Annotated in this window: 21 protein-coding genes and 1 pseudogene; 15 read left to right on the forward strand and 7 right to left on the reverse strand. The window is 55.5% G+C overall.

All coding sequences use genetic code 11. The features are described 5' to 3' along the window. Positions 1-418: 418 nt before the first annotated feature. The 5 genes from arcA (at position 419) to Y71_RS24245 (ending at position 5,621) form a co-directional block, all read left to right on the forward strand. Positions 419-1,639, forward strand: coding sequence for an arginine deiminase (gene arcA, locus Y71_RS24225; RefSeq protein ID WP_007372837.1), 1,221 nt, complete (start codon positions 419-421; stop codon positions 1,637-1,639). A gap of 10 nt (positions 1,640-1,649) precedes the next feature. After that, complete coding sequence (gene arcC / locus Y71_RS24230; RefSeq protein WP_007372836.1) at positions 1,650-2,561, forward strand: carbamate kinase; 912 nt, start codon at positions 1,650-1,652, stop codon at positions 2,559-2,561. 18 nt (positions 2,562-2,579) lie between these two features. Further along, the gene (gene argF, locus Y71_RS24235; protein ID WP_007372835.1) at positions 2,580-3,584 is read left to right on the forward strand and encodes an ornithine carbamoyltransferase; all 1,005 of its coding nucleotides are present in this window, start codon (positions 2,580-2,582) and stop codon (positions 3,582-3,584) included. 48 nt (positions 3,585-3,632) lie between these two features. Beyond that, positions 3,633-5,036, forward strand: coding sequence for a YfcC family protein (locus Y71_RS24240; protein WP_007372834.1), 1,404 nt, complete (start codon positions 3,633-3,635; stop codon positions 5,034-5,036). A gap of 105 nt (positions 5,037-5,141) precedes the next feature. Next, positions 5,142-5,621, forward strand: coding sequence for an arginine repressor (locus tag Y71_RS24245; protein WP_007372833.1), 480 nt, complete (start codon positions 5,142-5,144; stop codon positions 5,619-5,621). A 3-nt stretch (positions 5,622-5,624) separates the two neighbouring features. Here the strand turns inward: Y71_RS24245 and Y71_RS30195 are convergent, their stop codons facing one another. Then, the gene (locus Y71_RS30195; protein WP_090135648.1) at positions 5,625-5,741 is read right to left on the reverse strand and encodes a hypothetical protein; all 117 of its coding nucleotides are present in this window, start codon (positions 5,739-5,741) and stop codon (positions 5,625-5,627) included. Here Y71_RS30195 and Y71_RS24250 point away from each other — a divergent pair. The 4 genes from Y71_RS24250 to ridA all read left to right on the forward strand — a co-directional run bounded on the left by Y71_RS24250 (position 5,721) and on the right by ridA (position 7,740). Continuing rightward, complete coding sequence (locus Y71_RS24250; RefSeq protein WP_071532031.1) at positions 5,721-5,825, forward strand: pyrBI operon leader peptide; 105 nt, start codon at positions 5,721-5,723, stop codon at positions 5,823-5,825. The genes Y71_RS30195 and Y71_RS24250 overlap by 21 nt on opposite strands. Positions 5,826-5,860: 35 nt before the next feature. Beyond that, positions 5,861-6,796 carry an aspartate carbamoyltransferase gene (gene pyrB, locus Y71_RS24255; RefSeq protein WP_007372832.1) on the forward strand — a complete coding sequence of 312 codons (936 nt, stop codon included), beginning with the start codon at positions 5,861-5,863 and terminating at the stop codon, positions 6,794-6,796. Between the two features lie 13 nt (positions 6,797-6,809). Then, the gene (gene pyrI, locus Y71_RS24260; RefSeq protein ID WP_007372831.1) at positions 6,810-7,271 is read left to right on the forward strand and encodes an aspartate carbamoyltransferase regulatory subunit; all 462 of its coding nucleotides are present in this window, start codon (positions 6,810-6,812) and stop codon (positions 7,269-7,271) included. Positions 7,272-7,353: 82 nt separating this feature from the next. Then, entirely contained in the window at positions 7,354-7,740 is a 387-nt protein-coding gene (gene ridA, locus Y71_RS24265; protein WP_007372830.1) for a 2-iminobutanoate/2-iminopropanoate deaminase, read from the forward strand. Between the two features lie 192 nt (positions 7,741-7,932). Here the strand turns inward: ridA and mgtA are convergent, their stop codons facing one another. Then, complete coding sequence (mgtA, locus tag Y71_RS24270; protein WP_007372828.1) at positions 7,933-10,641, reverse strand: magnesium-translocating P-type ATPase; 2,709 nt, start codon at positions 10,639-10,641, stop codon at positions 7,933-7,935. 242 nt (positions 10,642-10,883) lie between these two features. After that, the gene (gene mgtL, locus Y71_RS31045; RefSeq protein ID WP_107147173.1) at positions 10,884-10,967 is read right to left on the reverse strand and encodes a mgtA regulatory leader peptide MgtL; all 84 of its coding nucleotides are present in this window, start codon (positions 10,965-10,967) and stop codon (positions 10,884-10,886) included. Between the two features lie 174 nt (positions 10,968-11,141). On the opposite strand from mgtL, the gene treR reads away from it, so the two are divergent. From treR to nrdG, 5 genes are all read left to right on the forward strand, one after another. After that, positions 11,142-12,089: a trehalose operon repressor TreR gene (treR, locus tag Y71_RS24275; protein WP_007372825.1), complete on the forward strand. Its 948-nt coding sequence runs from the start codon at positions 11,142-11,144 to the stop codon at positions 12,087-12,089. A 125-nt stretch (positions 12,090-12,214) separates the two neighbouring features. Then, positions 12,215-13,633 carry a PTS trehalose transporter subunit IIBC gene (gene treB, locus Y71_RS24280; RefSeq protein WP_007372824.1) on the forward strand — a complete coding sequence of 473 codons (1,419 nt, stop codon included), beginning with the start codon at positions 12,215-12,217 and terminating at the stop codon, positions 13,631-13,633. A gap of 45 nt (positions 13,634-13,678) precedes the next feature. Beyond that, positions 13,679-15,334, forward strand: a complete 1,656-nt coding sequence (gene treC, locus Y71_RS24285; RefSeq protein WP_007372823.1) for an alpha,alpha-phosphotrehalase — start codon at positions 13,679-13,681, stop codon at positions 15,332-15,334. Between the two features lie 380 nt (positions 15,335-15,714). Further along, positions 15,715-17,850 carry an anaerobic ribonucleoside-triphosphate reductase gene (nrdD, locus tag Y71_RS24290; RefSeq protein ID WP_007372822.1) on the forward strand — a complete coding sequence of 712 codons (2,136 nt, stop codon included), beginning with the start codon at positions 15,715-15,717 and terminating at the stop codon, positions 17,848-17,850. Positions 17,851-18,112: 262 nt separating this feature from the next. After that, on the forward strand, positions 18,113-18,577 hold the full coding sequence (gene nrdG, locus Y71_RS24295) for an anaerobic ribonucleoside-triphosphate reductase-activating protein (RefSeq protein WP_007372821.1): 465 nt from the start codon (positions 18,113-18,115) through the stop codon (positions 18,575-18,577). A gap of 6 nt (positions 18,578-18,583) precedes the next feature. On the opposite strand, the pseudogene Y71_RS24300 reads toward nrdG, so the two are convergent. The 3 genes and pseudogenes from Y71_RS24300 to Y71_RS24310 form a co-directional block, all read right to left on the reverse strand. Continuing rightward, positions 18,584-18,867, reverse strand: a pseudogene (locus Y71_RS24300) (type II toxin-antitoxin system RelE family toxin). Then, on the reverse strand, positions 18,857-19,099 hold the full coding sequence (locus tag Y71_RS24305; protein ID WP_007372820.1) for a type II toxin-antitoxin system RelB/DinJ family antitoxin: 243 nt from the start codon (positions 19,097-19,099) through the stop codon (positions 18,857-18,859). Before Y71_RS24305 ends, Y71_RS24300 begins: the two are co-directional and overlap by 11 nt. 84 nt (positions 19,100-19,183) lie before the next feature. Further along, positions 19,184-20,119 carry an AraC family transcriptional regulator gene (locus Y71_RS24310; RefSeq protein ID WP_050998933.1) on the reverse strand — a complete coding sequence of 312 codons (936 nt, stop codon included), beginning with the start codon at positions 20,117-20,119 and terminating at the stop codon, positions 19,184-19,186. A gap of 109 nt (positions 20,120-20,228) precedes the next feature. Here Y71_RS24310 and Y71_RS24315 point away from each other — a divergent pair, with 109 nt between their 5' ends. Continuing rightward, positions 20,229-21,062: an oxidoreductase gene (locus Y71_RS24315; protein WP_007372818.1), complete on the forward strand. Its 834-nt coding sequence runs from the start codon at positions 20,229-20,231 to the stop codon at positions 21,060-21,062. Between the two features lie 36 nt (positions 21,063-21,098). Here Y71_RS24315 and Y71_RS24320 read toward each other — a convergent pair whose 3' ends face one another. Beyond that, positions 21,099-23,009 carry a BglG family transcription antiterminator gene (locus Y71_RS24320; RefSeq protein WP_007372817.1) on the reverse strand — a complete coding sequence of 637 codons (1,911 nt, stop codon included), beginning with the start codon at positions 23,007-23,009 and terminating at the stop codon, positions 21,099-21,101. Positions 23,010-23,023: the final 14 nt, after the last annotated feature.

Below are 23,023 nucleotides of genomic sequence, written 5' to 3' on the forward strand. Positions count from 1 at the left end.
TCGCTTATTTGCGTGCTAATTCACTGGTTATTTCCCTTTTCACCCGCTTGTGAAACTGGTTTATTCACTATTTTGCATATTTATTCTAATCATTACTATTAGCGCATAAAAATCAAGGCGTTACACATCAATGAAATCCATACATGTCTACAAAATTATAACAACCGTGAATAATATCAGCCATTAATGCGTAGCCATTCATCTTTATAATAAGGCTAATTATCTATTCTCTGACGCGAATCATGCATTCGAACAACAGCCCTTTAATATCCCATCCGACGTGAGCACAATCACATTATTAATTCATACGACTTCTACTATGAGCCGTGAAATTAACAACCATTAACCCGCGAAGAAATTAAAAAGATTTCATCGCGCGCCCCCTTTTTATTCTTAAAAAACAGTTAAAGGAATAATTATGGAAAAGCACTACGTCGGTTCTGAAATAGGTCAATTGCGAAGCGTTATGCTGCATCGCCCCAATTTAAGTCTGAAACGTTTAACCCCATCGAATTGCCAGGAATTATTATTTGATGATGTGTTATCGGTCGAGCGCGCCGGCGAAGAGCACGACGCCTTCGCAAACACGCTGCGCGAGCAGGGTGTGGAAGTCCTGCTGTTAACCGACCTTCTGACACAAACGCTTGATATTGCTGAGGCGAAAGCCTGGTTGCTGGACATGCAGATCTCCGACTATCGCCTTGGCCCCGCCTTCGCCGCAGACGTACGCAGCTGGCTGGCAGATATGCCGCATCGCGAGCTGGCGCGGCGGCTCAGCGGCGGATTAACCTACGGAGAAATCCCGGCATTTATTAAAAATATGGTGGTGGATATCCACACGGCGAATGATTTTATTATGAAGCCGTTGCCCAACCATTTATTTACCCGCGATACATCCTGCTGGATTTATAACGGCGTATCGATTAACCCAATGGCCAAACCAGCTCGTCAGCGCGAAACAAATAATCTGCGCGCAATTTATCGCTGGCATCCGGCCTTCGCTGACGGTGAATTTATTAAATACTTTGGCGACGAGAATATTAATTATGACCATGCCACTTTAGAAGGCGGCGACGTATTAGTGATCGGTCGCGGCGCGGTATTAATTGGCTTGTCAGAACGTACCACGCCGCAGGGCGTTGAGTTTCTTGCCAACAGCCTGTTCAAACATCGCCAGGCTGAACGGGTTATCGTCGTCGAACTCCCCAAACACCGCTCCTGTATGCATCTCGATACCGTGATGACGCATATCGATATTGACACCTTCTCCGTCTACCCGGAAGTGGTGCGCAAAGACGCACATTGCTGGACGCTCACCCCGGACGGACGCGGCGGCCTGCAACGCACGCAGGAGAACGATCTGCTGCACGCCATTGAGAAAGCGCTCGGCATTGACCAGATACGGCTCATCACCACCGGCGGCGATGCCTTCGAAGCCGAACGCGAACAGTGGAATGACGCCAACAACGTCCTCACGCTGCGCCCCGGCGTGGTGGTGGGTTACGAACGCAATATCTGGACTAACGAAAAATATGACAAAGCCGGGATCACCGTGCTGCCCATTCCTGGCGATGAGCTGGGACGCGGGCGCGGCGGTGCACGCTGCATGAGCTGCCCACTGGAACGCGACGGAATTTGAAGGAGCCATCATGGAAAGAAAACCTACGCTGGTTGTCGCACTCGGCGGCAACGCACTGCTGAAACGCGGTGAACCGCTGGAAGCGAACATTCAGCGCCAGAACATTGATCTTGCCGCGCGCACCATCGCCGGGCTGACCGAGCAGTGGCGAGTGGTGCTGGTACACGGCAACGGGCCGCAGGTTGGTCTGCTGGCGCTGCAAAACAGCGCTTACGACAAAGTCACGCCCTACCCGCTCGACATTCTTGGCGCCGAAAGCCAGGGGATGATCGGCTACATGCTGCAACAGTCGCTGAAAAACATCCTGCCGCAACGAGAGGTCAGCGTACTGCTCACGCAAGTGGAAGTGGATCCGGCCGACCCGGCATTCACCAACCCCACCAAATACATCGGCCCGGTTTACAGCGAAGCGCAAGCCCATGCGCTGCAGCAGGAAAAAGGCTGGGTCTTTAAGGCAGATGGCCACTACTTCCGCCGCGTGGTTCCCTCCCCGCAGCCCAAACGCATTGTCGAGAGCGACGCAATCAGTGCGCTGATAAACCGCGATCATCTGGTCATTTGCAATGGCGGAGGTGGCGTACCAGTGGTGGAAAACGCCAACGGCTACCACGGCATTGAAGCGGTGATCGACAAAGACCTGTCGGCGGCGCTGCTGGCACGGCAAATCGAAGCGGACGCTCTGCTGATCCTCACCGATGCCGACGCGGTGTATCTCGACTGGGGCAAACCCACGCAGCGTCCGTTGGCGCAGGTAACCCCGGAAATGTTGCAAGAGATGCAGTTCGACGCAGGCTCGATGGGGCCGAAAGTCGCCGCCTGCCGCCAGTTTGTCGAGGCCTGCAACGGCATCGCGGGCATTGGCGCACTGGTGGATGGCCCGGCCATTCTTGCCGGGGATAAAGGCACCTTAATTCGTCACTGATTTAAAAAGGAAGATCTCATGAGTATCAATTTGAAAAATCGTAACTTTCTCAAACTGCTCGATTACACACCGGCGGAAATCCAGTACCTGATCGATCTTGCTATCCGGTTGAAAGCTGACAAAAAAGCGGGCTGTGAGAAAAAAACGCTGGTTGGCAAAAACATCGCGCTGATTTTTGAAAAAACCTCCACCCGCACCCGCTGCGCGTTCGAAGTGGGCGCTTTCGATCAGGGCGCGCAGGTGACCTATCTCGGGCCGAGCGGTTCACAGATCGGTCATAAAGAGTCAATGAAAGACACAGCACGCGTGCTGGGACGCATGTATGACGGCATCGAATATCGCGGTTATGGCCAGCAAATTGTGGAAGAGCTGGGCCAGTATGCCGGTGTTCCCGTATGGAACGGGCTGACCAACGAGTTTCACCCGACGCAGATCCTTGCCGATCTGATGACCATGCTCGAACACGCGCCGGGCAAACGCCTGTCGGAACTGCGTTTTGCCTACCTCGGCGATGCGCGCAACAACATGGGTAACTCGCTGATGGTCGGCGCGGCAAAGATGGGCATGGATATCCGGCTGGTCGCGCCGAGGTCGTTCTGGCCGGAAGCCGCGTTGGTTGAGCAATGCCAGTCCATCGCCCGTGAAACCGGTGCGCGCATCATGCTCACCGAAGAGGTGGAAGAAGGCGTGCAGGGCGTGGATTTCCTCTATACCGATGTGTGGGTGTCGATGGGCGAACCGAAAGAGGCCTGGTCCGAGCGCGTCAGCCTGATGAAACCCTATCAGGTCAATAGCGCGGTGGTGAAAGCCACCGGCAATCCGCAGGTGAAATTTATGCACTGTCTGCCCGCATTCCATAACGAGCACACCAAAGTGGGCGGCGAGATCGAAATGGCCTACGGCCTGAAAGGGCTGGAAGTCACGGAAGAGGTTTTCGAATCGCCGAACTCCATCGTCTTTGACGAAGCTGAAAACCGGATGCATACCATCAAAGCGGTTATGGTGGCGACACTCGGCGACTAACCACTCCCCCGGCACATCACGGGGTGTGCCGGGGTTAAGGAGCACATCATGGGCAAGTTCAAATTCCCTTCCGCTTACACCATTCTCTTTGTGTTGATTGCCATTGTCGCCGCGCTCAGTTGGATCATTCCTGCGGGTCAGTATCATATGGCGATGAACCCCGCGCTCGGCAAAGAGGTGCCCGTTGCCGGAACCTATGCGCACGTTACCGCGCAACCGCAGGGGCTTATCGCGGTGATCATGGCACCGATTAGCGGTCTGTACGATCCGGATACCGGACAGGCGGGCGCTATCGACGTGGCGTTGTTTATTCTGATCATCGGTGGCTTTCTGGGCATCGTCACCAAAACAGGCGCCATCGACGCCGGGATCGAGCGCGTCACCACGCGCTTACGCGGCCACGAAGAGTGGATGATCCCGATCCTGATGGCGCTGTTTGCCGCTGGCGGCACCATCTATGGCATGGCCGAAGAGTCATTGCCGTTTTATACGCTGTTGGTTCCCGTTATGCTTGCCGCCCGTTTTGATCCGGTCGTCGCCGCATCCACCGTTCTGCTCGGCGCGGGGATCGGCACGCTCGGATCAACCATCAACCCGTTTGCCACAGTGATCGCCGCCAACGCCGCCGGGATCCCGTTCACCCACGGCATCGTCCTGCGTTTAGCGCTGCTGGTCATCGGTTGGGTGATTTGCGTCGGCTGGGTAATGCGCTATGCCCGCAAAGTCCGCGCGAACCCGGCACTGTCGATCGTCGCAGATAAGCAGGATGAGGATCGGGCCTTCTTCCTTGGGAACAAATCCGCGGAGATGCTCGAATTTACGCCGCTTCGGAAGCTGATCCTGGTGATTTTCGCGCTGGCCTTTGTGGTGATGATTTATGGCGTCGCTGTGCTGGGTTGGTGGATGGCGCAGATCTCGGCGGTGTTCCTGGCGAGCGCAATTATCGTTGGTCTGATAGACCGTATGAGCGAAGAGGAGCTGACGTCGACATTTATCAACGGCGCACGGGATCTGCTGGGCGTAGCGCTGATTATTGGAATTGCCCGCGGTATCGTAGTAATCATGGATAAGGGTATGATTACTCATACTATTTTGCACAGTGCCGAAGACATGGTCAGCGGGTTATCCACCGTCGCGTTTATTAACGTTATGTACTGGCTGGAAGTGGTGTTGTCGTTTCTCGTGCCCTCTTCTTCCGGCCTTGCGGTTCTGACGATGCCGATAATGGCGCCTCTGGCCGATTTCGCTAACGTCAACCGTGACCTGGTCGTCACCGCTTATCAATCCGCGTCCGGCATCGTCAACCTGGTAACCCCGACTTCCGCTGTGGTAATGGGGGGGCTGGCTATCGCCCATGTTCCTTACGTCCGTTATCTGAAGTGGGTTGCTCCGCTGTTGGCGATATTGACCGTGGTGATCATGGCGGCGCTGAGCCTTGGGGCCCTGCTGTAACACGTCGGGTGGCTCAACGCCTAACCGGCCGTGCATAGAGTAACCAGGCCCGGCAGGCGTTGAGCTGCCGGGCATTTTGTTTCGGCAACTGATACGGGAAAAAAGATGATGGAATATGGAGATTATTCACCGAAAGAGCAGCTTCAATTAGCCGTTTGCCAGCGACTGATTAGCGAAAAAAGCTACCTTTCGCAGGAAGCGATCCGTCGCGATTTGCAGTACCACGGTTTTGACGCTATTAGCCAGTCCACCGTGTCCCGCCTGTTGAAACTGCTCGGCGTGATAAAAATCCGCAACGCCAAAGGACAAAAAATTTATGCGCTGAATCCGCAGCTGCGCCCGGTGCCGGACGCCGCCCGCACGGTCTCCGAAATGGTGGTCAGCGTCGAGCATAATAGCGAATTTATCCTTATTCACACCGTGGCCGGATATGGCCGCGCCGTGGCACGCATTCTGGATTATCACCAGTTGCCGGAAATCCTCGGCGTCGTGGCGGGGAGCAGCATTGTCTGGGTTGCGCCCAGAGAGGTAAAGCATACGGCGTTAGTGCATAAACAAATTAATTATCTACTTAGAACGCATTAATATTCAAAGAGAACCGTTTGCACTGCGTAAAATGTGCATCAATCGCTTGATCCAAAAAAGCAGCTGCGTATAATCCGGGACAATTTGCCGGGAGGAAGCATGGTCCAGTGTGTACGACAAACTGTCTTACCGCGTCTGAAAAAGGGCGCTGGCCTGCCGTTTTTCTTTCCCGTTGCGAACCCTATTCCACAGCCCCTCTATTGAGGGGCTTTTTTTTGCGCAGTCGTCAGGAGATAACCATGGCTAATCCGCTATATCAGAAACATATCATTTCCATAAACGATCTCAGCCGCGAAGAACTGGAACTGGTGCTTAACACCGCCGCACGACTGAAGGCCAACCCCCAGCCAGAGCTGCTCAAGCATAAAGTGATCGCCAGTTGCTTCTTTGAAGCCTCCACCCGTACGCGTCTGTCATTTGAAACCTCCATGCACCGTCTCGGCGCGAGCGTGGTCGGCTTTTCCGACAGCAGCAACACCTCGCTGGGTAAGAAGGGCGAAACGCTGGCAGACACTATTTCGGTTATCAGCACCTATGTGGATGCCATCGTGATGCGCCACCCGCAGGAGGGCGCTGCGCGTCTGGCAACCGAATTTTCCGGCGGTATTCCGGTGCTGAACGCTGGCGACGGCGCCAACCAACATCCGACGCAAACGCTGCTCGATCTCTTCACCATCCAGGAGACGCAAGGGCGTCTTGAAAACCTGCATATCGCCATGGTCGGTGACCTGAAATATGGCCGCACTGTGCATTCACTGGCGCAGGCGCTGGCAAAATTCAGCGGCAACCGCTTCTACTTTATCGCCCCGGATGCGCTGGCAATGCCGCAGTACATTCTGGATATGCTCGACGAGAAAGGAATGGCCTGGAGCGTGCATGCCAGCATCGAAGAGGTGATGGCGGAAGTGGATATTCTTTATATGACCCGCGTACAGAAAGAGCGTCTGGACCCGTCGGAATACGCCAACGTCAAAGCGCAGTTTGTTTTGCGCGCCAGCGATCTGACCGGCGCACGCAGCAATATGAAGGTGCTGCATCCGCTGCCGCGCGTTGACGAGATCACCACCGACGTTGATAAAACGCCGCACGCCTGGTATTTCCAGCAGGCTGGCAACGGTATTTTCGCCCGCCAGGCTCTGCTGGCGCTGGTTCTCAATCGCGATTTGGCTCTGTAAGGGGGAAACGACAATGACACACGATAATAAACTTCAGGTCGAAGCCATTAAACGCGGCACCGTGATTGACCACATCCCTGCCCGCGTCGGGTTCAAGCTGCTGACGCTGTTCAAACTGACGGAAACTGACCAGCGCATTACCATCGGCCTTAACCTGCCGTCCGGCGAAATGGGCCGCAAGGATTTGATCAAAATAGAGAACACGTTTCTCACCGATGAGCAGGTCAACCAGCTGGCGCTGTATGCGCCGCAGGCCACCGTTAACCGGATTGATGAGTATGAAGTGGTGGGCAAATCGCGCCCGAGCCTGCCGGAACGCATCAATGGCGTACTGGTGTGCCCGAACAGCAACTGCATCAGCCATGCCGAGCCGGTCACTTCCAGCTTTGCGGTGAAACAACGCGAGCAGGATATCGCGCTGAAGTGCAAATACTGCGAGAAAGAGTTCTCGCATCACGTCGTGCTGGCCAATTAACGCCCGGCCAGTAAAGAGGCGGTCTGTGCGATAACGTGTATAATGACCGCCACCTTATTACCGCTGATATTCAGGAAACATCATGACTAAAGTTATCGCGACGGAAAATGCGCCAGCTGCCATCGGCCCTTATGTGCAGGCTGTTGATCTCGGCAATATGATCCTCACCTCCGGCCAGATCCCGGTCGATCCGACAACCGGTAGCGTGCCGGAAGATGTCGCTGCGCAGGCGCGCCAGTCTCTCGACAACGTGAAAGCGATCGTCGAGGCCGCCGGCCTGAAAGTGGGCGACATTGTGAAAACCACCGTGTTTGTGAAAGATCTGAACGATTTCGCCACCGTTAACGCCACTTACGAAGCCTTTTTCGCCGAGCATAACGCTACCTTCCCGGCGCGTTCCTGCGTGGAAGTGGCACGCCTGCCGAAAGATGTGAAAATCGAGATTGAAGCGATCGCCGTACGTCGCTAATCCGCATACCGGGTGGCTGCGTAAACGTATCCGGCACGCCAGTTTGCAGGCCGGATAAGCGAGTCGCCATCCGGCCTGTAACACTCCGCACCTCAGCTAAGCCCGCCGTCATCCGGCACGCAACGCGGCAAAACGACTTTTTCCCCACCGAACGCAACACGATAAGCGAAGCGCCACCGGGCAATTAACGGGTTACTGCCAGCCATAGCGACGGCTGTAAAAACCTTTCACCCACTGGGTCAGCGTCATGTAACCAGCCAGAATCGCTACCAGCCACGGGAAGTAGCTCAGCGGCAGCGCCTGCAATTGCAGGTAGCTCGCCAGCGGCGAGAACGGCAGCGCAATGCCGACGCAAATCACCATCAGCGTCATGGCAATCAGCGGCCATGCGGCGCGGCTCTGGATAAACGGCACGCGACGGGTACGGATCATATGCACAATCAGCGTTTGCGACAGTAAACCAACCACAAACCAGCCAGACTGGAACAGGGTTTGCGCTTCCGGCACATTGGCTTTGAATACCCACCACATCACGCAGAAGGTCACGATGTCGAAGATCGAACTGATCGGCCCGAAGAAGATCATAAAACGCCCGAGATCTGCCGGGTTCCAGCGCTGCGGTTTGGCAATTTGTTCGTCGTCAACGTTATCAAACGGGATCGCCACCTGCGACACATCGTACAGCAGGTTCTGAATCAGTAAGTGCAATGGCAGCATCGGCAGGAACGGCAGGAAGGCGCTCGCCACCAGCACGCTGAAGACGTTACCAAAGTTAGAACTTGCCGTCATTTTGATGTATTTCAGCATGTTGGCGAAGGTCCGCCGCCCTTCAATAACGCCTTCTTCCAGCACCATCAGGCTCTTTTCCAGCAGGATGATATCGGCGGCTTCGCGGGCAATATCGACCGCGCTATCCACGGAAATACCGATATCTGCCGCACGCAGCGCCGGGGCATCGTTAATGCCGTCGCCCATAAAACCGACCACATGTCCTTCGCGTTTCAGCAAGCGAACAATGCGCTCTTTGTGCAGCGGCGTCAGGCGGGCAAACAGCGTGATATGTTTCGCCATCTGCGCCAGTTCATCATCGCTCATATGTTCGATTTCGCTGCCGGTCAGCGCATCACCCACTTCCAGCCCGACTTCATGACACACTTTAGCCGCCACCAGTTCGCTGTCGCCGGTGAGGATCTTAACGGTGATGCCGCTGGCTTTCAGCGCTTTCAGCGCCGGAGCGGTAGTTTCTTTCGGCGGATCGAGGAACGCAATGTAGCCTTCGAGGATCAGATCCGACTCATCCGCACGCTGATAATCTCCCGTGCGCGCGGGCAGGTATTTGGTCGCCACCGCCACCACGCGCAGCCCCTGACGGTTCAGGGTGCTGGTGACGCGTTCAATGCGCCGCAGCATGGTGTCATCCAGCGGGACAATCTCGCCATTAAAGCGGACCTGCGAGCACACACTGATAATTTCCGTTAGCGCGCCTTTGCAGATCAGTTGATGTACATCCGCCTGCTGGGCGACCACCACCGACATCCGGCGGCGTTCAAAATCAAACGGGATCTCATCCACTTTGCGCCAGTCCGAAGAGAGCGTCTGCGCCGCTTCCGCATCGACGCCTTCCAGCACAGCGGTATCCAGCAGGTTTTTCAACCCGGTCTGGTAGTGGCTGTTCAGCCATGCGCTGTGCAGCACCCATTCGCTGACTTTGCCGCTGATGTCGGTGTGCGTTTCCAGCACGATCTTATCCTGCGTCAGAGTGCCGGTTTTGTCGGTACACAGAATATCCATCGCGCCAAAGTTCTGGATCGCATCCAGATGTTTAACGATCACTTTCTGTTTTGACAGTTTCACCGCCCCGCGCGCCAGCGTCGAGGTCACAATCATCGGCAACATTTCCGGCGTCAGGCCAACGGCAACCGAGAGGGCAAACAGCGCTGCTTCCCACCAGTCACCTTTGGTAAAGCCGTTGATCAACAAAACGATCGGCGTCATCACCAGCATAAAGCGGATCAGCAGCATGCTGACGCGGCTGATCCCTTTCTGAAAGGCGTTCGGTTCGCTTTCCTGTTCGCTGACGCGCCCGGCCAGTTGCCCGAACCAGGTGTTGCCGCCGGTGCCAATCACCATGGCCTGCGCGGTTCCGCTCACCACATTGGTGCCCATAAAGCACAGCGTGTCGCACTCAAGCGGGTTTTTCTGCGCCGTCTGGCGGCTGATCGCCACTTTTTCTACCGGCAGGGATTCACCGGTCAGCGAAGCCTGAGCAACGAACAGATCCCGCGCCTGCAAGACGCGCAGATCCGCCGGGATCATGTCGCCCGCCGCCAGCTTGACGATATCGCCCGGTACCAGTTGATCGATCGGGATCTCGCACCAGCTATTCTCGCCCTTTTCATTCACCACCCGCAGCACCGTCGCGGTGTTGCTGACCATCGCTTTCAGCGCATCTGCCGCTTTGGTGGAACGCGCTTCTTGCAGGAAGTTGAGCAGAGTGGAAATCGCCACCATCAGCGCAATCACACCAGCGGCGAACAGATCTTCCGAAGCATAGGAGATCACCCCAAGGCAGGTGAGCAGCAGGTTGAACGGGTTGCGGTAGCAGATCCACAGATGAACCCACCACGGTGACGGTTTCTGCGCCGGGATCAGGTTTTCACCGTGCGTTTCACGCGCCTGCGCCACTTCCTGCTCAGTGAGCCCTTCCGGGTGGCTGGCAAAAGTTTGCCACAGCAGTGTCGGCTCCATTGCAGCAATCGACAGGCAGCGTTCGCCCATCGACGCGGGAATATCGCCGTGGTTAACGGTCTGTACGCCGGGCAGCGGATCGCGCTGTACCAGGCGACGCGGTAAATGGCGGTTCAGGCGAGCGAAGAGCTGCCGGGTGAAGTTTTTCAGCATAGTCATATCCTTGCCCCCGCATCGCGCGGGTGCCTTCTGCACATCATCTTTCAGACCCAATCGCGGCGGCGAACCCAGGCGCTAAGCGAGGAATTCAATACCTGGCCGCCTCGATGCAGCATGAATGATGGGTGTAAATTTTACGCAAGTGACGTGGCAACGCCGCGCCAGCAGGCGTTTCTGTTTGGGCAGGGACAATAACGTCGCTGCCTTACGCATCCGGTAAGGCAGCAAAAGCAGGCTTACCGGGAAACAGTTCTCCATCGCGGGAGAGGTGTGGGATCGGGATCCATCTGGCCTCCGGTAAGTAAGGGTAAGAATTGCATTCGTATGATTACGTGGCGGTATCATAGCCCCGCTGAATTAAACCAAACGTATACGCAACGATATTTAGCCGCACAAAGCGCATAAACCAGACTTTGCTCATTGCTGAGCGGTTGGAACCTGAACGAAACTCCTTTATTCTGCAATCCGCCTTAATAAGGAACAGGACAGGACGCATGCAAAACCGGCTGACAATCAAAGACATTGCGCGCTTAAGCGGGGTGGGGAAATCCACCGTCTCCCGCGTGCTGAATAATGAAAGCGGCGTGAGCCAGCGGACACGCGAAAAAGTGGAGGCCATCGTCAATCAACACGGTTTCTCCCCTTCCCGTTCCGCACGCGCCATGCGCGGGCAAAGCGACAAAGTAGTGGCGATTATCGTCTCGCGTCTCGATTCCCTGTCGGAAAACCTTGCGGTACAGACCATGCTCCCCGCCTTCTACGAACAGGGTTACGACCCGATCATGATGGAGAGCCAGTTTTCGCCGGAACTGGTCGGCGAGCATTTGCAGATGCTGAGCCACCGCAATATTGACGGCGTCGTGCTGTTTGGTTTTACCGGTATTACCGAAGAGCTGCTGGCCTCCTGGCAGTCATCGTTGGTACTGCTGGCGCGCGACGCGAACGGTTTTTCTTCGGTTTGTTACGACGACGAAGGCGCCATTGAGCTATTAATGGAAAAACTCTACGCTCAGGGCCATCGCCATATCAGCTTTATCGGCGTGCCGCACAGCGATGTCACGACCGGCAAACGCCGCCACGATGCTTATCTGGCATGCTGCCAGCAATACCAGCTTGAACCACTCTCTGTGCTGCCTGGTCTTGCTATGAAGCAGGGTTACGACCATGTTGCTGAGGTGCTGACGCCGCAAACCACCGCGCTACTGTGCGCTACCGATACGCTGGCGCTTGGTGCCAGCAAATACTTGCAGCAACAGCGCATCGAAAACCTGCAACTTGCCAGCGTCGGTAATACGCCGTTGATGAAGTTTTTGCATCCGGAAATTGTTACCGTCGATCCCGGCTATGCCCAGGCAGGCCGCCAGGCCGCTGCCCAGTTAATAGAACAAGTTAATGGTCGCGCTGATTTACGGCAAATTGTGATCCCCGCCAGACTCGCCTGATTGTGCCGTACGGTTTATTGTGATCCTCGCCCGGTTTCGGGAACGTTCCCATTTTCTATTTTTTTGCTCCTGGTTACGCTTTGCTCCGGTCATTACGCATCATTTCTCCTTCGAGAGGCACCTTGATGGGCAAAGTAAATCAATCAGATATTGAGAAGTTGATCGCACTGGTGGGCGGACGCGAAAACATCGCTACTGTCAGCCACTGTATTACGCGGTTACGCTTCGTGTTGAACAATCCGGCAGCGGCCAACCCGCAAGAGATTGAGCAGTTGCCGATGGTTAAAGGCTGTTTCACCAATGCCGGACAGTTTCAGGTGGTGATCGGCACCAACGTTGGCGACTACTATCAGGCGCTGCGCGAAGCCACCGGCCTGGCGCATGCTGATAAAGAGCAGGCCAAGCTGGCGGCGCGGCAAAATATGAAATGGCACGAGCGCCTGATCTCTCATTTTGCTGAGATCTTTTTCCCGCTTCTCCCGGCGCTGATCAGCGGAGGCCTGGTTCTCGGTTTTCGTAATGTGATCGGCGATGTGCCGATGAGCAATGGCCAGACGCTGGCGCAGATGTTCCCGTCGCTGAAAACGGTCTACGACTTCCTGTGGCTGATTGGCGAAGCGATTTTCTTCTATTTGCCGGTTGGCATCTGCTGGTCAGCGGTGCGCAAAATGGGCGGAACGCCGATCCTCGGGATCGTACTGGGCATAACGCTGGTGTCACCGCAGCTGATGAATGCCTATCTGCTGGGTTCGCAAACGCCGGAAGCATGGAATTTCGGCCTGTTTACCATCGCCAAAGTCGGTTATCAGGCGCAGGTTATCCCGGCGCTGCTGGCGGGTCTGATGCTGGGCGTGATTGAAACGCGCTTAAAACGCCTGGTGCCGGATTACCTCTATCTGGTGGTCGTACCGGTCTGCTCGTTAATCCTGGCGGTGTTCCTCGCCCACGCCTTTATCGGCCCGTTCGGCCGCATGATTGGCGATGGCGTGGCTTATACGGTTCGTCATCTGATGACCGGAAGCTTTGCCCCGATTGGCGCCGCGCTGTTTGGTTTTCTCTATGCGCCGCTGGTTATCACTGGCGTACATCAAACCACGCTGGCGATCGATATGCAGATGATCCAGAGCATGGGCGGAACGCCGGTATGGCCGCTGATTGCGCTTTCCAATATCGCTCAGGGGTCAGCAGTGGTCGGTATCATCATCGCCAGCCGTAAACAAAATGAACGCGAGGTTTCCGTGCCTGCCGCCATCTCCGCCTTTTTAGGCGTCACCGAACCTGCGATGTACGGCATTAACCTGAAATACCGCTTCCCGATGCTGTGCGCCATGGTTGGCTCCGGCTTCGCCGGGTTGCTGTGCGGTCTGAACGGCGTAATGGCGAACGGTATCGGCGTCGGCGGTTTGCCGGGCATTCTCTCCATTCAACCCACCTACTGGCAGGTCTTTACGCTTGCGATGGCCATCGCCGTGGTGATCCCTATTGCCCTCACTTCCTTTGTTTATCAGCGCAAGTTCCGTCAAGGCACTTTGCAGATTGTGTAATGTTTGGGGCGCGTTTGCGCCCCCTTTGTTTTCGCAGGAATTGCTATGAATACCCTTCCCCATTGGTGGCAAAACGGCGTCATTTATCAGATTTACCCAAAAAGTTTTCAGGACTCGACCGGCAGCGGTACCGGTGATTTACGCGGCGTTATCGCCCGCCTCGACTATTTGCAAACCCTGGGTGTGGATGCCATCTGGCTGACACCGTTCTACATTTCCCCACAAATCGACAATGGTTACGACGTAGCGAATTACACCGCGATTGACCCCGCTTACGGTACGCTGGAAGACTTTGACGAACTGGTAGCACAGGCGCACCAACGCGGAATACGCCTGATTCTGGATATGGTGTTCAATCACACCTCAACGCAGCACGCCTGGTTTCAGGAGGCGCAGGATCCCACCAGCCCTTACCGCAATTTCTATATCTGGCGCGACGGCGAACCGGACGTACCACCAAACAACTGGCGTTCCAAATTCGGCGGCAGCGCGTGGCGCTGGCACAGCCAGAGCGGCCAGTACTATTTGCACCTTTTTGCGCCGGAGCAGGCCGATCTCAACTGGGAAAACCCGGCAGTCCGCGACGCGCTAAAAGAGGTCTGCGCTTTCTGGGCGGATCGCGGCGTTGACGGTTTACGTCTCGATGTCATCAATTTAATCTCCAAAGAGCAGGATTTCCCGGACGATCACGACGGGGACGGGCGACGCTTTTATACTGATGGCCCGCGGGCGCACGAATTTCTGCAGGAGATGAGCCGCGAGGTTTTCCAGCCGCGCGAACTGATGACGGTGGGTGAAATGTCCTCTACCTCGCTGGCGAACTGTAAGCGCTATGGCGCGCTGGACGGCAGTGAACTGTCGATGACCTTTAATTTTCACCACCTGAAGGTGGACTACCCCAACGGCGAAAAATGGGTTCTTGCCCGGCCGGATTATGCAGCGCTGAAAGCGCTGTTCCGCCACTGGCAGCAGGGGATGCATAACGTCGCATGGAATGCGCTGTTCTGGTGTAACCACGATCAGCCGCGCGTTGCGTCACGCTTTGGCGATGAAGGCATGCTGCGCGTTCCGTCTGCCAAAATGCTGGCGATGATTTTGCACGGCATGCAGGGCACGCCCTATATCTATCAGGGCGAAGAGATTGGCATGACCAACCCGCACTTTTCCCGCATTACCGATTACCGCGACATCGAAAGCCACAATATGTTTGCTGAGCAGCGCGCCGCCGGACGTGAGGCGGAAGAACTGCTGGCGATTCTGGCCAGTAAATCCCGCGACAACAGCCGTACGCCGATGCAGTGGAGCGCCCGCAAAAATGCCGGCTTCACCACTGGCGACCCGTGGATTGGCCTGTGCGACAACTACCGTGAAATCAACGTTGAGAAGGCCATCAGCGATCCGGGCTCAGTGTTTTATACCTACCAGAAACTCATCCGTCTGCGTAAAACACTGCCGCTGCTCACCTGGGGCGATTATCAGGATCTGCTGCCCACGCATCAGTATCTGTGGTGTTACCGCCGCCAGTGGCAGAGCGAAACGCTGCTGGTTATTGCTAATCTGAGCAACACATTTCAACCGTGGCATCCGGAAGAGATGCCCGGCGACTGGCAGGTTGTGATCAGCAACTATGCTGAAGTCTCCGCAAAACCTGGCGACATGGTACTTCGGCCGTTCGAGGCCGTGTGGTGGCGACAGTCTTAGACTTATTCTACTAAACGCAAACACAACAGCAGGCATAAGCCTGCTGTTTTTGTTGCATTTTTAGTCAAAAGGAGAACGCTAAAATTTACATTCCGCCAGGGTGCCCGTCCTCTGTGCTATCCAATTTTTACTTTGTCCTGAGTCAATAAAAACGCAAACATGTTTGATGCAAATCACTATATATAGAAATTAGAATGCTCTCCGGCCCAACATCTTGTATTTTCCGTCTACTATTCAAACAAGCCGCCCCCACGGGAAGCTATACACATTGTGGATAACGCGGGCCAAAACGAGACAAACTCATTGGTTTTAGTAATGAATAGCTAAGCCATCAGTGCGTCTTCCATTGTGGATAACCTGTTTTTTAAAATGGAGTAATCATGACACCGCATGTGATGAAACGAGATGGCTGTAAAGTGCCTTTCAAATCAGAGCGCATTCAAGAAGCGATTTTGCGTGCAGCTAAAGCAGCGGGAGTCGATGACGCAGATTATTGCGCCACCGTCGCAGACGTAATCAGTCGTCAAATGCAGGATCGGTCGCAGGTTGATATCAGCGAGATCCAGACGGCCGTTGAAAACCAGTTGATGTCCGGGCCGTACAAACAACTGGCGCGCGCCTATATCGAATATCGCCACGATCGCGATATCGCGCGTGAAAAACGTGGCCGCCTGAACCAGGATATTCGCGGGCTTGTCGAGCAGACCAACTCGGCGCTGCTGAACGAGAACGCCAACAAAGACAGTAAAGTGATCCCGACGCAGCGCGATTTGCTGGCGGGGATTGTTGCCAAACACTATGCCCGTCAGCACTTGCTGCCGCGCGATGTCGTGCTGGCCCACGAACGCGGTGAAATCCACTATCACGATCTGGATTACTCGCCGTTCTTCCCGATGTTCAACTGCATGCTGATCGATCTGAAAGGCATGCTGACGCACGGCTTTAAAATGGGTAACGCGGAGATCGAGCCACCGAAATCGATCTCGACCGCGACCGCCGTCACCGCGCAGATCATCGCCCAGGTCGCCAGCCATATTTACGGCGGTACCACCATTAACCGTATCGATGAAGTGCTGGCGCCGTTTGTCACCGCCAGCTTCAAAAAACATCGCAAGGTAGCGGAAGAGTGGCAGATTCCGGACGCTGACGGCTACGCCCACAGCCGCACCGAGAAAGAGTGTTACGACGCGTTCCAGTCGCTGGAATATGAAGTCAACACGCTGCACACCGCTAACGGTCAGACGCCGTTCGTCACCTTTGGTTTCGGCCTGGGTACCAGTTGGGAATCCCGTCTGATTCAGCAATCCATTCTGCGTAACCGTATTGCAGGTCTGGGTAAAAACCGCAAAACCGCCGTGTTCCCGAAACTGGTGTTCGCCATCCGTGACGGTCTGAATCATAAGTTTGACGATCCGAATTATGACATCAAGCAGCTGGCGCTTGAGTGCGCAAGCAAGCGTATGTATCCGGATATTCTGAACTACGATCAAGTGGTTAAGGTCACCGGTTCGTTCAAAACGCCAATGGGCTGTCGCAGCTTCCTCGGCGTCTATGAAGAGAACGGCGAGCAGATCCACGACGGGCGTAATAACCTGGGCGTTATCAGCCTGAACCTGCCACGCATTGCGCTGGAAGCGAAAGGCAACGAAGCGGCGTTCTGGAAACTGCTCGACAGCCGCCTGGAACTGGCGCGTAAAGCGCTGATGACTCGTATCGCCCGTCTGGAAGGTGTGAAAGCGCGCGTGGCGCCAATCCTTTACATGGAAGGCGCGTGTGGCGTACGTCTGAAAGCGGATGACGATATTTCCTCTATTTTCAAAAATGGTCGCGCGTCGATTTCACTGGGCTACATCGGCATTCACGAAACCATCAATGCGCTCTCGGGCAACAAGCATATTTACGACAGCGAAGCGCTGCGGGCTAAAGGCGTGGCGATTGTCGAACGCCTGCGCCAGGCGGTCGATCAGTGGAAAGAAGAGACCGGCTACGGCTTCAGCCTCTACAGCACGCCGAGCGAGAACCTGTGTGACCGCTTCTGCCGCCTTGATACCGCTGAGTTTGGTGTCGTGGATGGAGTGACCGACAAAGGCTACTACACCAACAGCTTCCACCTCGACGTCGAGAAAAAGGTTAACCCGTACGACAAGATCGATTTCGAAGCGCCGTATCCGCCTTTGGCCAGTGGCGGTTTTATCTGCTACGGCGAGTATCCGAACATTCAGCACAACCTGCGGGCGCTGGAAGATGTCTGGGATTACAGCTATCAGCACGTACCGTATTACGGCACCAATACGCCCATTGATGAGTGTTACGAGTGCGGTTTTACCGGCGAGTTTGAGTGCACCAGTAAAGGCTTCACCTGCCCGAAATGCGGCAACCACGACGCCGCGCGCGTTTCGGTCACGCGCCGCGTTTGCGGTTATCTCGGCAGCCCGGATGCGCGTCCGTTTAACGCCGGTAAACAGGAAGAAGTTAAACGCCGCGTGAAACACCTCGGTAACGGGCAACTCGGTTAACACCTCCGTTGCCCGGTGAATGACGTTTACCCGCGCCGGGCACACGGTCAATGAGGCCACCGTAGCTGATTGCCCGATGGCGCTACGCTTATCGGGCCTACGTTTTCTGCCGCTACAATTTTCCGTCTGATGCGTTTCCTCTAAGCAGTTGACGTTGTAGCAAGGCGGCAAACGAGTAAATCCCGGGGAGCTTACTCCAGTAAGTGACCCGGGTGCGCTCGAGCGGCCAACGCAGCTACAGCGCCAAATGCGACGAGGAAAAATGAATTACCACCAATACTACCCTGTAGATATTGTTAATGGCCCCGGCACCCGCTGCACCCTGTTCGTCTCCGGCTGCGTACACGAATGCCCCGGCTGTTACAACAAAAGCACGTGGCGGCTCAATTCCGGTGTTCCATTTACGCCGGAGATGGAAGATCGCATCATCGCCGATCTCAACGATACGCGCGTTAAACGCCAGGGCATTTCGCTCTCCGGCGGCGATCCGCTGCATCCGCAGAACGTGCCGGACATTTTAAAGCTGGTAACCCGCATTCGCGCCGAATGCCCCGGCAAAGATATCTGGGTGTGGACCGGTTACAAAATGGATGAACTGAATACCGCCCAGCTTGAGGTGGTGGCCCTGATCAACGTGCTGATTGACGGCAAATTCGTTCAGGATCTGAAAGACCCGATGCTGATCTGGCGCGGCAGCAGCAACCAGGTTGTGCATCACTTGCGGTGAATACCGCTACAACCGCTTACGGGCGTGCCGGTAAGCGGCCGCCTTTTCTCGCTTTCCCACAGCGATAACAAACACCGTCACAACGTTATCGCGAACCTGATAAATCAGCCGGTAGCCAGACGACCTGAGTTTGATCTTATAGCAATCCGGAAAGTCATGCAGTCGGCAGCCTCAATCCGTGGTTGAACCAGAACGTCCGCAAGTTTCTTTTTGAATTGCGCTCTTACTGTCTCCCCCAGCTTTTCCCACTCCCGGTATGCCCGCGGATCAAAGACCAGTTCATAGGTCATCCAGATTAACCCTGATGCCTTTCTGCGGATTTGCCAGCCGCTCCCTGACGATTTTCAACAGCGCTTCTTCATCGTCGCTCACCGTCACGGTCTTAATCGGCATACGTCCATTTTCCGCCACATACTGAAACAGCATACGAACAGCTTCCGTCGGCGTGATATTGAGTTTTTCCAGCACGGTCCAGGCCTCTTCCTTGAGATTGTCATCCAGTCGTACATTTAGCGTGGCCATTATGCCTCCGGTAAAAAGAGAATGTGTAATGCAATATAGCATTACATTCGCATTACATGCAGTTCTGGTAAGCGGCTCAAAAACTCAGTGCGAAGAGATAAAGTCAGAAGCCGGATGCGGCGGCGGGACGGCGAAACTCTGCTGCATTCTCTGCACTTCTTGCGCAGGCGGCAGACCAAACAACCGTTTGAACTCGCGATTAAATTGTGACGGGCTTTCATACCCCACCGCATAGCTGGCTGCGGCAGCCGTCATCTCCTGGCGAACCATCAACATTCGCGCCTGGTGCAGCCGCACTGATTTGACATACTGCATTGGTGGCATGTGCGTCATCGTTTTGAAATGGCTATGAAATGTGGGCACGCTCATCCCCGCCTCGTCTGCCAGTTGTCTCAGGCTCAGCGGTTGATGATACGCAGCATGAATATGCCGTAGCACCTTACAAATCCTGCCGAATTGCCCCTGCAGCGCCAGCGCGGAACGCATGGCATGCCCCTGCGCCCCGGTTAATACGCGAAAATAGAGCTCGCGCACCAGCGCTGGCCCAAGGACCGACGCCTCCAGCGGGGAGCTTAGCGCCTCCAGCAACCGCAATACCGATTTCCGCATCCCGCCGTCCATCGGGCTGGACATCATACTTTGCGGCGCAGCCGCTGCATGCGTGGCTCCCTGCTGCTCAATATGGAGTAACAACTCTGCCGCGACCTGAAAATCGAGATGCATATAGATAGCCAGCAACGGGCGTTCGGCAGAAGCCTCGGTTTCCATCACAAAAGGCACCGGAACCGAAACGGCCAGATAATGCTGTTCATCATAAAGGTAGAGCTGCTCGCCGAAATAGCCGCGTTTACTGCCCTGGCAGACAATGACAATGCCGGGGTCGTAGAGGACGGGCGTTCTGGCAAGCGGGCGATCGGATCGCAGAATACGGATATCCGCGAGCGCCGTCAGATTGTAGCCCTCCTGCGGAGCCAGTTCTTTCAATAGCGCCACCATTTGCGGCTGGTCGGGGAAATACATCGTCACACAGTTACTCAGAATTTTAGGCAATAAAAAGAGAATATATGGCCTAAAAAACATCCAGTACAGACAATATTATGCAGCTTCCATTTTTCATGGGAGTACGACAATGTCCGCAGAAAAAATTGTTTTTATTACCGGTGTCAGCAGCGGTTTTGGCCGTGCGCTGGCGCAGGAAGCGCTGGCCGCAGGCTATCGCGTGATCGGTACGGTGCGCAATACAGAGGCAAAACACGCGTTTGAGGCGCTGTCATCCGGCCGCGCTTACGGGCGCATCCTGGATATCACGGATTTCTCCGCGATCGACAGTGTCATTGCCGAAGCGCAAACCAGCGTGGGGCCAATTGATGTGCTGGTGAATAACGCGGGTTACGGTCATGAAGGAGTGATGGAGGAGTCATCGCTGGACGCCCTGCGCCACCAGTTTGAGGTTAACGTGTTCGGCGCCGTCGCCATGATGAAAGCGGTACTTCCAGGCATGCGCCAACGGCGTCGCGGGCACATCATCAACATCACCTCAATGGGGGGATTTATTACTATGCCGGGCATTACTTACTACTGCGGCAGCAAATTTGCGCTGGAGGGGATTTCCGACGCGCTGGGCAAAGAGGTGCAGCCGTTTGGCATTTTCGTTACCGCCGTCGCGCCCGGTTCGTTTCGTACTGAATGGGCGGGCCGTTCGATGATCCGTTCGCCCCGCTCGATTGCCGATTACGATGCGATTTTCGATCCTATTCGCAAAGCGCGCGAGGAGAAAAGCGGCAAGCAACTGGGCGATACAGCAAAAGCCGCCCGTGCGATGCTGGCCATTATGCAAAGCGCTACGCCGCCTGCCCACCTGCTGTTAGGTAGCGATGCGCTCACGCTGGTGCGGGAGAAACTGGCGACGCTGACAACAGAAATCAATGCCTGGGAGAGCGTGACACGTTCCACCGACGGGTAACCTCCTAAACAACCGGGTAGCCACTACCCGGTTGTGTCAAAACCGGCTGACGCACTCCATCGCCACGCTTCGGAAGGCGGCGAAATTGGCGCAATCACAAAGCCTTGAAGCTGCGCGCTCGCGCAGGAAGGTGACAAAAATATCGTAGATCGCCATCGCCTCTTCATACTCGCTTTTACTGATCGCCAGCAGGAAGATGACATGCGCGATCTCCTCGCCCCACTGAATGCCTTTTGGTGCGAGCACGGTGTAGACAACGGTTTTTTTCGCCAGCAACCCCAGCGCATGCGGCAACGCGATGCCTTCGCCGAGCATGGTGCTGACAATCGCTTCACGCTCCACCACAGAATCCACAAACTCTGCGCCGACAAAACCTTCATCCTGAAGCTGATCGCAAAGGGTTTTAAACAGCGTCTGCTGATCCATCGCGCCGTCGATAATGCGGAAATGTGCGGCATCAAAATACTTTTCCAGCATCCACGGGCGCGTTCTGTCCACCAGCACCAGTTTGCCAATCTGCTCCAGTTGGTAATCGGTGGGGAAAGGCGCGATGGTGACGATCGGTTTGTCTTTCTCGCTGATCCGCGCGGTGGAAATAACAAAATCTTCCGCAATACCATCGCACTGCTCGTAGTCGCGCAGCGTCACGGTGCGCGAGACAACAATTTGCGGATATTTGCGCGCCAGCACCGCTTCAATCATCCGCACCATCGCATTTCCGGCATCGCACACCAGCAGCACGCGCGGCTGGCGCTGGTAGCCAATGTTGTAGTGGCGCTCAAGCCCTACACCAATATGCAGCACCAGGAAGCCAATTTCGTTTTCGCTGATGACATACGGCGTATATTTGCCCCAACTGGATACCGCCGCCAGCGTCATATCCCAGGCCATCGGATAATGCTGTTTGATGTTATCCAGCAACGGGTTAGGAATCATGATCTGGTAGCGCACGCGGGTGATCATGGTTTTAATGTGCGTCAGTAAATCGGCGTGCAACTGATCGTCGTTTTGCAGGTTGTAGTTATAGTGCGTGTTGATATAGCCGAGAATGTAGTTCACCAGCGTTTCGTCGTCGTCCGCGCTAATCGCGCTCGGCGCAATCTCCTGCACGCGCCGCCCGGCAATATGCACCCGCAGCCAGTGCTCTTCCGACGCTGCCAGCGGTTTTCCCGCCAGTTGCTGTAGCGCGGCAGAAATGGCGCGCGCCGCATCGCGCACCTTCTCATCACCATCTTCGGCGGTAAATTCCGAGAGCGGATACCCTTCGCTGATACGCCGCACCGCCACTGCACAATAGAGGCGGATAAACAAATCGCCCTCATCAGTCAGGCGGATGTGATAACGGCTAAAGCAGTCATGCAGAATGGCGGCCAGTGCTTCCGGCACGCCAGGATTGAGCGCCTCTTCGGTAATCAGCGGGTTGTGGGCGTTCTGCTGCGCCAGTTCAAACAGCAGATCCGTCAGACAGGCGCGCAGCGCCATCTCGCTGCCAAACAGCTTCATGCCGTGGCGCGGACGGGTTTCCAGCGTCAGGCGATAACGGGAAAACCACTCACGCACTTCGGTCATGTCATTTTGCAGCGTGGCGCGGCTGACAAACCACTCATCCGCCAGATCTTCCAGCTTCAGGGAAAAAGCCGAGGTCAGAAACCGCACCACCAGGTAGTGCACGCGTTCCGGCCCGCTGCGGGGAATGCGCAGCGCGCGCGGGCGGGTGGCCTGTAATGTCTGATAACGCGTTGCGTCATCGATCTTCAGTTGATAACCGCTGCCGCGCGTCAAAATAAACTGTGCGCCGTGGTGCTCCAGCAGCGCATTTAAGGCGGTGATATCGGCCCGAACGGTACGCGTGGAGACCGACAGCCTTTGTGCCAGTTCATCCTGCGGCAGTGTCTCGTTTTGCAACATCATAAACAGCTGCGCTAAACGTTGGTTCGGGAATCGCACGTCAGTCTCCTGGC

The organism is Kosakonia radicincitans DSM 16656, assembly GCF_000280495.2.
Taxonomy (GTDB): domain Bacteria; phylum Pseudomonadota; class Gammaproteobacteria; order Enterobacterales; family Enterobacteriaceae; genus Kosakonia; species Kosakonia radicincitans.